Raw genomic sequence first — 12,009 nt, 5'->3', positions numbered from 1 at the left:
GATGCATGATCGACGCGTACGAGGATCCGGGCACGCCGGACACCCGCGGCGGCTGGCGGTATCTGTGGTGGCTGGTGCGGTGTCAGCCGGGGCGTTCGGCGGCCGGGGCGCTGCTGGGCAGTGTCTGGATGGTGCTGCTGGCCGCACAGCCGTATCTGATGGCGCGGGCCGTGGACGACGGGCTGGTGCCGGGCCGGCCGGGGGTGCTCGCCTGGTGGACCGGGGCCATGTTCGTGGTCGGGTCGGTGAACGCCTGGCTGAGCATCCTGCGGCACCGGGCGATGACCCGGGTGCGGATGGACGCCAACTTCCGTACGGTCAAGGTGGTCGTGGGGCATGTGGTGCGGCTGGGTGCCGCGCTGCCGCGCCGGGCCGGGGCCGGCGAGGTCGTCACCATCGGGGTCGGGGACGTACAGACCCTCGCGCAGGCGCTGACCGTGGTCGGGCCGGGCGTCGGCGCGATCGTGGTCTACGCCGTGGTGGCCGGACTGCTGCTGGGGGTCTCGGCCCCGCTCGCCGCGGTGGTGCTGCTCGGGCTGCCGGTGATCGCGCTGTTCACCGGGCCGCTGACGCTGCGGCTTCAGGGTGCCGAGAGCGAGTACCGGGAGCGGCAGGGGGTGCTCGCCGCCCGCATCGGCGACCTCGCGGGCGGGCTGCGTGTCCTCAACGGCCTGGGCGGGAAGGGGCTGTTCGCGGACGCGTTCCGGAGCGACTCGCAGCGGTTGCGGGCGCAGGGGTACCGGGTGGGTGCGGTGGCCAGCTGGGTCCAGGCCCTCGGGGTCGGCCTGCCCACCCTGTTCCTGGCCGTGGTGACCTGGCTCGCGGCCCGGCTCACCGCACAAGGCGCCCTCAGCATCGGCGAGTTGGTGTCGGTGTACGGCTATGTGGCAGTGCTGATCGGCCCCGTCGCGTTCTTCGTGCAGATGGCCTACGACCTGAACCGGGGCGTGGTGGCCGCGCGCCGGGTGGTCCGCCTGCTGCGGCTGGAACCGGAAGCGGCCACCGGCACCCGGCCGGCGCCCGCCGGGCCGGCCGAGCTGCACGACCCGGCGTCCGGGGTGCGGGTGGTGCCGGGCCGGCTGACCGCGCTGGCCGCCGCCCGGCCCGCCGAGGCCGCCGCCGTGGTCGACCGGCTCGGCCGGTACGGGCCCACCGACGCCACCTGGGGCGGGGTGCGGCTCGACGCGGTCCCGCTGGCAAAGGTACGGCAGCGCATCCTGGTCGCGGACAACGAGGCGGACCTGTTCGCGGGGCCGCTGCGGGAGGTGGTGGCCGCCGCGCACCGGGCCGACGAGGCGGCACTGCGCCGGGCGGTGTACGCGGCGGCGGCCGAGGACGTGGTCCGCGGGCTGCCGGACGGGCTGGACTCCGCGGTGGCCGGGCAGGGCCGCAGCCTCTCCGGTGGGCAGCGGCAACGGCTGCGCCTGGTACGGGCGTTGCTGGCCGACCCGGAGGTGCTGCTCGCCGTGGAGCCGGCCTCCGCGCTGGACGCGCACACCGAGGCGACGGTCGCCGAGCGGCTGCGGGCGGCACGGGACGGCCGTACGACGGTGGTGACGACGACGTCTCCGCTGGTGCTGGACCGCGCGGACACGGTCGTGTTCCTGGCCGACGGCAAGGTGGCGGCGACCGGCCCGCACCACCGGCTGCTGACCGAGGAGCCGCGCTATCGGGCACTGGTCGCGCGCGACACCGACGGGACAGAGGACGCGGAGGACGCCGAGGGCGCGGAGGGCGTCGAAGGGGCCGTACGGTGACCGCCGGGGAGAGGCTGCTGCCGGTCGCGGACCGGGGGGCCGTGCACCGGGCCGCGGTGCGGCTGGTGCGGGCCGACGCGCGGGCGTTCGTCGCCGCGCTGCTGCTGAACGCGCTGGCCGCGGCGGCGGGGCTGGCCGGGCCCTGGCTGGTCGGCCGGATCGTGGACGAGGTGCGCGCCGGCCACGGTGTGGGCGCGGTGGACCGGCTGGCGCTGTGGATCGTGCTGGGCGCGCTGGCACAGGTGCTGCTGGCCCGCTGGGCGCGGTACGTCGGGCACCGGTTCGGGGAGCGGACGCTGGCCCGGGTCCGCGAGGAGTACGTGCAGCGGGTGCTGGCGCTGCCCGCGTCCGTGGTGGAGCGGGCCGGTACCGGTGATCTGACCGCGCGGGGCACGGCGGACGTGGCGGCCGTCGGCACCACGCTGCGGGACGTCGGCCCGGAGCTGCTGGTCAACACCGTGCAGGCGGTCTTCATGCTGGGCGCGGTGTTCGCGCTCGACCCGCTGCTGGGGGCGTTCGGGCTGCTCGGCCTCACCCCGATCTGGCTGGCGCTGCGCTGGTATCTGCGGCGCGCCCGGGACGGCTATCTCGCCGAGGGCGCGGCGACCTCGCAGGTCGCGGAGATCGTCGCGGCGACGGCGGCCGGGGCGCGGACCGTGGAGGCGTTCCGGCTGCGGGAGCGGCGGATCGCGGCGAGCCGGGACGCGCTGGACGCCTCCCGCCGCACCCGCCTGTACACCCTGCGGCTGCGGTCGGTGTTCTTCCCGGCGGTCGAGGTGACGTACACCGTTCCGGTGGCCGGGGTGCTGCTGCTCGGCGGGTGGCTGCACGCGCGGGGTGCGGTCGGGGTGGGCACGGTGGTGGCGGCGGCGCTGTATCTGCGGCAGTTCACCGAGCCGCTGGACCAGATCCTGATGCGGGTGGAGCAACTGCAGAGCAGCGGCGCCTCGTTCGCGCGCGTGGAGGGGCTGGCGCGGGCGCCCCGTGACGCGAGCGCGGAGGCGTCGGCGGTGCCGGCGGACGACCGGATCGACGTGCGCGGGGTGCGGTACGCGTACGAGCGCGGCGGCGAGGTGCTCGGCGGGGTGGACCTGACGGTACGGCCCGGGGAACGGCTGGCGGTGGTGGGGCCGTCCGGCGCCGGGAAGACGACGCTCAGCCGGCTGCTCGCGGGCATCGACCGGCCGGGGTCCGGCACGGTGACGGTGGGCGGGGTGCCGGTGGCCGATCTGGCGCCGGAGCTGTTGCGCCGCCAGGTCGTCCTGGTCACCCAGGAGCACCACGTCTTCCTGGGCACGGTCCGCGACAACCTGCTGATCGCCGAGCCGTCGGCGGGCGACGGCGCGTTGTGGGCGGCGCTGGCGGCCGTGGGCGCCGACGACTGGGTGCGCGATCTGCCGGACGGTCTCGACACCCGGCTGGGTGCGGGCGGCCTGCCGACGGACGGTTCGCAGGCGCAGCAACTGGCCCTGGCCCGGGTGGTCCTGGCCGACCCGCACACGCTGATCCTCGACGAGGCGACGGCCCTGCTGGACCCGGCCACGGCCCGGCACACCGAACGCGCCCTGGCCGCGGTCCTGGAAGGCCGTACGGTCATCGCCATCGCTCACCGCCTGCACACGGCCCATGACGCGGACCGGGTGGCGGTCATGGAGGGCGGCCGGCTGACCGAACTGGGCACGCACGAGGAGCTGGTGGCGGCCGGCGGCGCGTACGCGGCGCTGTGGCGGACGTGGCACGGTGACACGCCCGAGCGGTGACCCCCACCCCCAACCGTCCGCATAGCGAACATGAACATCCGGTCAACGAACCATTTCCGGCCAACTTTGTGACGCGGTCCTGACAGATGGCGAGATCTCCTGCCACCCTTCCCAGACCGACTCACAGCAACCCCACAGTTTGCGCACGTCTGTTGAGCCGGCTCCGCACCTGCACGTGGCTTTCGCGTAACGCCCTGTTCTGCCCGGACGTCCCAACCCACCGTCCGGTCTCCCCTGGCCGCGCGACCCGCGGTCACGCAGAAGGAGTCAGTGTTGAGAAGCAATCTCTCTCGCGGACGCACCTCCCACACAGCACTGCGCCCCACGGCGCCCCGCCGCACCGCGACCGTCGCCCTCGCCGGTGTCGCCGCCCTGATCGCCGCCGCCGTCCAGGCCGGCGCGGCCGGCGCCGCGCCGGCGAAGCCGCAGGACGGCAGAGCCAACCCGGCCCACGTGGCGGTCAAGCTCACGTCGTCGCAGCGCGCCGAGCTGATCCGCCACGCCGACGCCGGGACAGCCGCCACCGCCCGCTCGCTCGGCCTGGGCTCGAAGGAGAAGCTGGCCGTCCGGGACGTCGTCAAGGACGCCGACGGCACCCTGCACACCCGGTACGAACGGACGTACGCGGGCCTGCCGGTGCTCGGCGGCGACCTCGTCGTGACCACCTCCAGGTCGGGCAAGACCATGGAGGTCATCAGGGCGACGAACGCCACGCTGAAGGTCGCCGGGCTCACCCCGGCGGTGTCGAAGGCCGCGGCCGAGCAGCAGGCCGTGCGGCGGGCGAAGGCGCTCGGCGGGACGAAGTCGGCCGCGGACAGCGTCCGGAAGGTGATCTGGGCCGGCTCCGGCAAGCCCGTCCTCGCCTACGAGACGGTGGTCGGCGGCCTCCAGGACGACGGCACCCCGAACCAGCTGCACGTCATCACCGACGCCGCCACCGGCAAGAAGCTCCACGAGTTCCAGGCCATCAAGAACGGCATCGGCAACACCCAGTACAGCGGGCAGGTCACGCTGACCACGACCCAGTCGGGCTCGACGTACACGCTCACCGACGGGGCGCGCGGCAGCCACAAGACGTACAACCTGAACCACGGCACCTCGGGCACCGGCACCCTGTTCTCGCAGTCCAGCGACACCTGGGGCAACGGCACAAACTCCAACGCGGCCACCGCGGGTGCGGACGCGCACTACGGCGCCGCGGTCACCTGGGACTTCTACAAGAACGCCTTCGGCCGCAGCGGCATCAAGAACAACGGCGTCGGCGCCTACTCGCGCGTGCACTACGGCAACTCGTACGTGAACGCGTTCTGGAGCGACAGCTGCTTCTGCATGACCTACGGCGACGGCTCCGGCAACGCCAAGCCGCTGACCGCCATCGACGTCGCGGGCCACGAGATGAGCCACGGCGTCACCGCCGCCACCGCGAACCTCACCTACAGCGGTGAGTCCGGCGGCCTGAACGAGGCCACCTCGGACATCTTCGGCACGGGCGTGGAGTTCTTCGCCAACAACAGCACGGACGTCGGTGACTACCTCATCGGCGAGAAGATCGACATCAACGGCAACGGCACCCCGCTGCGCTACATGGACAAGCCCAGCAAGGACGGCTCGTCCAAGGACAGCTGGTACTCGGGCATCGGCGGGATCGACGTGCACTACTCGTCCGGCCCCGCGAACCACTTCTTCTATCTGCTGAGCGAGGGCAGCGGCGCCAAGGTCATCAACGGAGTCAGCTACAACTCGCCGACGGCGGACGGTCTTCCGGTCACCGGCATCGGCCGGGACAAGGCACTGCAGATCTGGTACCGGGCGCTGACCACCAAGTGGACGTCCAGCACCAACTACGCGGGCGCCCGCACCGGCACGCTGGCCGCGGCCGGCGAGCTGTACGGCACCACGAGCACCGAGTACAAGGCGGTCCAGGACGCCTGGGCGGGCGTCGGGGTCGGCTCGCGCTCCGGCGGCGGGGGCGGCGGCGGTACGTCGTACGAGAGCAGCACGCCGGTGTCCGTCCCGGACAACGGCCCGGCCGTCACCTCGGACATCACGGTCTCCGGCAGGAGCGGAAACGCGCCGAGCAACCTCCAGGTGGGCGTCGACATCACGCACACCTGGCGGGGTGACCTGGTGATCGACCTCGTCGGCCCGTCGGGCACCGCCTACCGGCTGAAGAACTTCAGCTCCTCGGACTCCGCGGACAACGTGACCGAGACCTACACGGTCAACGCCTCGGCCGAATCGGCCAACGGCACCTGGAAGTTGCGGGTGCAGGATCAAGCCACGTACGACACCGGAACGATCAACAGCTGGAAGCTGACCTTCCCGTAAACCGCACGCCACGGGACCGGGATCACGGCGCTGTCCGAGGGTGGGGCCCCCTCGGACAGCGCTCGTTTACCTCTCTGAAACGTTCCCCAGACAGTCGTCTTTCGGCCAACATCACTTAAGGGGCCTGACATGTACGCGCCCCTGATGTCACGCTCTCTCCACCCGCCGCAGCAGCACAGCAACTTCACAACCCCACACCGCCGGCCAGTAACCCCACGCTGACCGGACTCCCCACGAGAAGGAGCTTCCTTGAGCCCCCTCTACGCGCGTCACAAGCGCACCACTCTGGCCATCGCCACCGCTGTCGCCGCCGGAGCCCTGCTCGCCACCGGAGTGAGCACCAGCGCCACCGCCCAGACCCCGGCCGGATCCGCCGCCGCCAAGCCCCTGGCCGCCGCCCCGACCTCGCTGTCCGCCGCGGCCCGCACCACCCTGATCCAGCACGCCCAGGCCGGCGCGACCGACACCGCGCAGGCGATAGGCCTCGGCGCCAAGGAGAAGCTGGTCGTCAAGGACGTCGTCAAGGACGCCGACGGCACCCTGCACACCCGCTACGAGCGCACCTACGCGGGCCTGCCCGTGCTCGGCGGCGACCTGATCGTCCACACCGCCAAGTCCGGCAAGACCCAGGGCGTCACCAAGGCGACCAAGTCGGCCATCAAGGTGACCTCGCTCAAGCCGCAGATCACCGCCGCCAAGGCGGAGAAGCAGGCGGTGTCCGCCGCCAAGACGCTCGGCTCGTCCAAGACCGCCGCGGACGGCGCCCGCAAGGTGATCTGGGCCGGCAACGGCAAGCCCGTCCTCGCCTACGAGACGATCGTCGGCGGCTTCCAGGACGACGGCACCCCGAACCAGCTGCACGTCATCACCGACGCCGCCACCGGCAAGAAGCTCTACGAGTACCAGGGCATCGAGACCGGCACCGGCAAGAGCCTGTACTCCGGCACGGTCACCCTGAACACGTACAAGTCGAGCACGTCGTACCAGCTGTACGACACCACGCGCGGCGGCCACAAGACGTACAACAAGGCGCACGGCACCAGCTCCACCGCCGGCACCCTCTTCACGGACGCCGACGACGTCTGGGGCACCGGCTCGGCCTCCAGCTCCACCAGCGACCAGACCGCGGCCGTCGACGCCGCCTACGGCGCGCAGACCACCTGGGACTTCTACAAGTCCACCTTCGGCCGCAGCGGCATCAAGAACGACGGCAAGGCCGCCTACTCCCGCGTCCACTACGGCAACGCCTACGTCAACGCGTTCTGGGACGACAGCTGCTTCTGCATGACGTACGGCGACGGCGAGGGCAACGTCAACCCCCTCACCTCGCTCGACGTCGCCGGCCACGAGATGAGCCACGGTGTCACCTCCAACACCGCGGGCCTCAACTACTCCGGCGAGTCCGGCGGCCTGAACGAGGCCACCTCGGACATCTTCGGCACGGGTGTGGAGTTCTACGCGAACAACTCCAACGACGTCGGTGACTACCTCATCGGCGAGGAGATCGACATCAACGGCGACGGCACCCCGCTGCGCTACATGGACAAGCCCAGCAAGGACGGCGGCTCCGCCGACTACTGGTCCTCCTCCGTCGGCGGCAAGGACGTGCACTACTCGTCCGGTGTCGCGAACCACTTCTTCTACCTGCTGTCCGAGGGCAGCGGCGCGAAGACGATCAACGGCGTGAGCTACAACTCGCCGACGTACAACGGCTCCACCGTCACCGGCATCGGCCGCGCCAAGGCGCTGCAGATCTGGTACAAGGCGCTGACCACGTACATGACGTCGACGACCAACTACAAGGCCGCCCGCACGGCGACCCTGAACGCGGCGTCCGCGCTGTACGGCTCCGGCAGCACCGAGTACAACGCGGTGGCGGCGGCCTGGTCGGCGGTCAACGTCGCCTGAACCGGCCACTTGACTGAGGGCGGCACCCGGGAAGAAGGCCTTCCGGGTGCCGCCCTACCCTTGTGACCCATGTCCTCGGCGCCCTTCACCTACGAGCCGGTCGGCGCGACCCGCGACGACCTGGCGTTCTGCCCGCCCGGCTTCCACCCCATGCTCGTCCGCACCCGCCTCGGCGAGGGCCCGGAGGTGTTCCAGCGGGCCGCCGAGGCGGTCCTGACCTGGGAGATGCACCGCGCGCTGGGCGTCGGCCTCGACGCCACGGCCGACCGCGCGGCCCCCGGCGTCGACGTCACCGTCACCCTGGCCGGCGTCATCAGGGCCCCCTGCCGCATCATCTGGACCACCGAGGAACCCCGCCGCGCCGGCTGGGCCTACGGCACCCTCGAAGGCCACCCCGAGTGCGGCGAGGAGGCCTTCGTGGTCGACCGCACCGGCGACGGCACGGTCTGGCTCACGGTCGCCGCGTTCAGCAAAGCGGCCAAGTGGTACGCCCGCGCGGGCGGCCCGGCGACCCGGGGGTTGCAGCACGCGTACGCCCGCCGGTGCGGCAAGGTGCTCCGGGAGCTGGCCACCCGGGGTCTCAAGGACTGAGGTTCACCGCAGCAGCACCCCGGCCCCCTCCACCACCTCCTGCGACGGCACCGCCACCAGGCCCAGCTCCGTGCCGGAGGCGAGCAGGCGGTGGCTCGGCAGAATGCGGATCGTGTAGCCGTAGGGGCCGGTGCGGTCCAGGGACAGCGGGCCCTCGTACAGGAGGCGGCCGTCCAGGTCGGGGTTGCCGGCCGGCTTCAGCGGGACGACCGCGGCGTCGGTGATGCGGTCCTCCGCGTCCACCCGCCCGGACACCGCCTGCACCTCCACGTCGTCCGGGGTCAGCTCGCCCAGTGCCACCCGGACCCGCAGGCCGAGGGTGCTGCCCAGCTCCGCCGTCGCCGTCGTCGCGGTCGTCTCCACGTGGTCGACGCTGACCCCCCGCCAGGCGGCCCGCATCCGCGCCTTCCACTCGGCGAGGCCCCGGGCGGTGTCCGGGGTCAGCGCCCGATGCGCCTGGGCAGCGGGGGCGTAGAGCCGGTCGACGTACTCGCGGACCATGCGGCCGGCCAGCACCTTCGGGCCGAGCAGTGCGAGGGTCTGGCGGACCATCTCGATCCAGCGGTCGGGCAGCCCGCCCCGCCCGCGCTCGTAGAAGCGCGGAGCGATGCGCTGTTCGAGCAGGTCGTACAGGGCCGCCGCCTCGATGTCGTCCCGGCGGTCGGCGTCGGTGCCGGCGCCGTCGGCGGTCGGAACGGCCCAGCCGAAGTCCGGCTGGAACCACTCGTCCCACCACCCGTCCAGCACCGAGAGGTTGAGGCAGCCGTTGAGGGCCGCCTTCATCCCGCTCGTGCCGCAGGCCTCCAGGGGCCGCAGCGGGTTGTTCAGCCAGACGTCACAGCCCGGGTAGAGCTTCTGCGCCATCGCCATGCCGTAGTCGGGCAGGAAGACGATCCGGTGCCGCACGCGCGGGTCGTCGGCGAACCGGACCAGCTCCTGCACCAGCCGCTTGCCGCCGTCGTCCGCCGGGTGCGCCTTGCCCGCGACCACGATCTGCACCGGCCGCTCCGGATGCAGCAGGAGGTCCATCAACCGGTCGCGGTCGCGGAGCATCAGCGTCAGACGCTTGTACGACGGCACCCGGCGGGCGAACCCGATCGTCAGCACATCGGGGTCCAGGACGTCGTCGATCCAGCCCAACTCCGCGTTTCCGGCGCCACGCTGTCGCCAGGACACGCGCAGCCTCTCCCGTACCTCCAGCACCAGCTGCTCGCGCAGGGTGCGGCGCAGCTCCCAGATCTCCTGGTCCGCGATGTCCGCGACCGAGTCCCAGCGCTCGGAACCGCCGACGGTCAGCGCGTCCTCGGTCCGCTGGGCGCCGATCTGCCGGGCGCCGAGCCGCAGCACCTCCGGCGCCACCCAGGTCGGCGCGTGCACCCCGTTGGTCACGGAGGTGATCGGCACCTCGTCGGGGTCGAATCCCGGCCAGAGTCCCGCGAACACGCTCCGGCTGACCTGCCCGTGCAGCAGCGAGACCCCGTTGGCGCGCTGGGCCAGCCGGAGGCCCATCACGGCCATGTTGAACAGGTTCGGCTCGCCGCCCGGGTAGGTCTCCATGCCCAGCGCCAGGATCCGCTGCACGTCGATGCCCGGCAGCTCGGCGTCCGGCCCGAAGTGCCGGCCGACCAGCTCCCGGTCGAAGCGGTCGATGCCGGCCGGGACCGGGGTGTGCGTGGTGAACACCGTCCCGCCCCGCACGGCCTCCAGCGCGGAGTCGAAGTCCAGCCCGTCGGCGCACAGTTCGGCGATCCGCTCCAGGCCGAGGAAGCCCGCGTGCCCCTCGTTGGTGTGGAACACCTCCGGCGCCGGATGCCCGGTGAGCCGGCAGTACGTCCGCACGGCCCGCACACCTCCTATGCCGAGCAGCATCTCCTGGAGCAGCCGGTGCTCGCTGCCGCCGCCGTAGAGCCGGTCGGTCACCCCTCGTTCGCCGTGGTCGTTCTCCTCCACGTCCGAGTCGAGCAGCAGCAGTGGCACCCTGCCGACCTGGGCCAGCCAGATCCGGGCGTGCAGCGCCTTGCCGCCGGGCACCGCGAGGGAGACCTGCGCCGGGGTGCCGTCGGCCTCTTTCATCTGGGTGAGCGGCAGCTCGTTGGGGTCGAGCACCGGATAGTGCTCCTGCTGCCAGCCGTCCCGGGAGAGGGTCTGCCGGAAGTACCCGTGCCGGTACAGCAGGCCCACCCCGATCAGCGGTACCCCGAGGTCGCTGGCCGCCTTCAGATGGTCGCCGGCGAGGATGCCGAGGCCGCCGGAGTACTGCGGGAGCGCGGCCGTGATGCCGAACTCCGGGGAGAAGTAGGCGACGGCGGCGGGCAGGCCGTCCGACTGCGTCTGGTACCAGCGGTCTCCGGTCAGATAGTCGTCGAGGTCGTCGGCGGCCGCGGTGAGGCGGCGCAGGAACCGCCGGTCCCCGGCCAGCTCGGCCAGCCGCGCCGGGCGCACACTGCCCAGCAACCGCACCGGGTCGCCCCCGGCCGCGGCCCAGGCCTCGGGGTCGACGGACTGGAACAGGTCGCGCGTTTCCGCATGCCACGACCAGCGCAGATTGCGCGCCAGGTCGCTCAGCGGCCGGAGGGGCTCGGGGAGAACGGGACGGACGGTGAACCGACGGATCGCCTTCACATTCCACCTCGGACGCGTCGCGGGGTGAGACGCACGGCGTTGTACGTCTCGTCGTCGTCTTCGACGGTAGTGGTTACCGCGCGGTCGGTGGGGACGTACCCGCCGGGGGTGTCGGAGTGCGTCAAGTCCCGGTCATCGGGCACCCGGACAGAGGGGCCGGTCTTGTGCGTAGACATACGCGTGAGTAGTTAACAAAGTGCCGGATTGCCCACCCGAATCGGATGGGAAGGCTCCTCCGGTACACACCCCACAGGCGCACCACAGCACGTCCGCAGGACCCACCTCCCCACATCCATCCGCCACACCCACGTTGAAGCGGACAGGAGCGGTCATGCCCGCCACGCACCACTCGTCAGCAGCCACGACAAACAGCAAGGCCACGACAGGAAAGAAGACGACGGGCAGGAAAGGCGCGGCGCAGGCCGGCGCCGTCGGCCCGCCCGCCGCCGGGGAGCGGTCGTCCCCGGACGCGGCCACCACCCTGGGCCGCGTTCCCGTCCTCGACATACGTCCCGTGGTCCAGCACGGCCGCAGGCCCGCCAAGGCCGTGACCGGGGAATCGTTCGAGGTGTCCGCCACCGTGTTCCGGGAGGGCCACGACGCCGTCGCGGCGAACGTGGTGCTGCGGGACCCGGCGGGCCGGGCCGGCCCCTGGACGCCGATGCGGGAACTCGCCCCGGGCACCGACCGCTGGGGCGCCACCGTCACCGCGGGCGAACCCGGCCACTGGACCTACACGGTGGAGGCGTGGTCGGACCCGCTCGCCACCTGGCGGCACCACGCCCGGATCAAGATCCCGGCCGGCCTCGACACCGATCTCGTCCTGACGGAGGGCGCACAGCTGTACGAGCGTGCCGCCGCCGGAGTCCCGAAGGACCAGAGGCAGCCCGTGCTGGACGCGGTGGCGGCCCTGCGGAACGAGAACCGCCCGGCCGCCTGGCGGCTCGCGGCGGCCCTGGCTCCGGAGGTGGAGGCGCTGCTGGCCCGGTATCCGCTGCGGGAGCTGGTGACGGCTTCCGACCCGATGCCGTTGCTGGTGGAGC

7 protein-coding genes are annotated in these 12,009 nt (G+C 72.4%); 6 read left to right on the top strand and 1 reads right to left on the bottom strand.

Annotated features, from left to right (window positions below; genetic code table 11):
• The first annotated feature begins 5 nt into the window (after positions 1-5).
• The 5 genes from ACZ7DL_RS29590 to ACZ7DL_RS29570 all read left to right on the top strand — a co-directional run bounded on the left by ACZ7DL_RS29590 (position 6) and on the right by ACZ7DL_RS29570 (position 8,344).
• Positions 6-1,757: an ABC transporter transmembrane domain-containing protein gene (locus tag ACZ7DL_RS29590; protein ID WP_470778727.1), complete on the top strand. Its 1,752-nt coding sequence runs from the start codon at positions 6-8 to the stop codon at positions 1,755-1,757.
• Positions 1,754-3,517, top strand: coding sequence for an ABC transporter ATP-binding protein (locus tag ACZ7DL_RS29585; protein ID WP_470778726.1), 1,764 nt, complete (start codon positions 1,754-1,756; stop codon positions 3,515-3,517). The genes ACZ7DL_RS29590 and ACZ7DL_RS29585 overlap by 4 nt, the downstream gene beginning before the upstream one ends.
• 273 nt (positions 3,518-3,790) lie before the next feature.
• Positions 3,791-5,845, top strand: coding sequence for a M4 family metallopeptidase (locus ACZ7DL_RS29580; RefSeq protein WP_470778721.1), 2,055 nt, complete (start codon positions 3,791-3,793; stop codon positions 5,843-5,845).
• A 249-nt stretch (positions 5,846-6,094) separates the two neighbouring features.
• Positions 6,095-7,753, top strand: a complete 1,659-nt coding sequence (locus ACZ7DL_RS29575; RefSeq protein WP_470778720.1) for a M4 family metallopeptidase — start codon at positions 6,095-6,097, stop codon at positions 7,751-7,753.
• A 69-nt stretch (positions 7,754-7,822) separates the two neighbouring features.
• Positions 7,823-8,344 (top strand): DUF1990 domain-containing protein, encoded by a 522-nt coding sequence (locus ACZ7DL_RS29570; RefSeq protein ID WP_470778718.1) that lies wholly within the window; start codon positions 7,823-7,825, stop codon positions 8,342-8,344.
• A 3-nt stretch (positions 8,345-8,347) separates the two neighbouring features.
• On the opposite strand, the gene ACZ7DL_RS29565 is transcribed toward ACZ7DL_RS29570, so the two are convergent.
• Entirely contained in the window at positions 8,348-10,966 is a 2,619-nt protein-coding gene (locus tag ACZ7DL_RS29565) for a glycosyltransferase family 1 protein (protein WP_470778717.1), read from the bottom strand.
• Positions 10,967-11,297: 331 nt separating this feature from the next.
• On the opposite strand from ACZ7DL_RS29565, the gene ACZ7DL_RS29560 reads away from it, so the two are divergent.
• Positions 11,298-12,009, top strand: a 712-nt coding sequence (locus tag ACZ7DL_RS29560) for a maltotransferase domain-containing protein (RefSeq protein WP_470778715.1), incomplete at its 3' end; no start/stop codon positions are given.

It is taken from the genome of Streptomyces sp. NPDC036984 (assembly GCF_055607665.1).
The sequence above is the reverse complement of the archived record's forward strand: the minus strand, read 5'-3'. Positions and strand labels throughout refer to the sequence as shown.

Bases quoted from the DNA above. Each gene is read 5' to 3' on its own strand.
- ACZ7DL_RS29590 (WP_470778727.1), top strand. From the start codon at position 6: ATGATCGACGCGTACGAGGATCCGGGCACGCCGGACACCCGCGGCGGC.
- ACZ7DL_RS29570 (WP_470778718.1), top strand. From the start codon at position 7,823: ATGTCCTCGGCGCCCTTCACCTACGAGCCGGTCGGCGCGACCCGCGAC.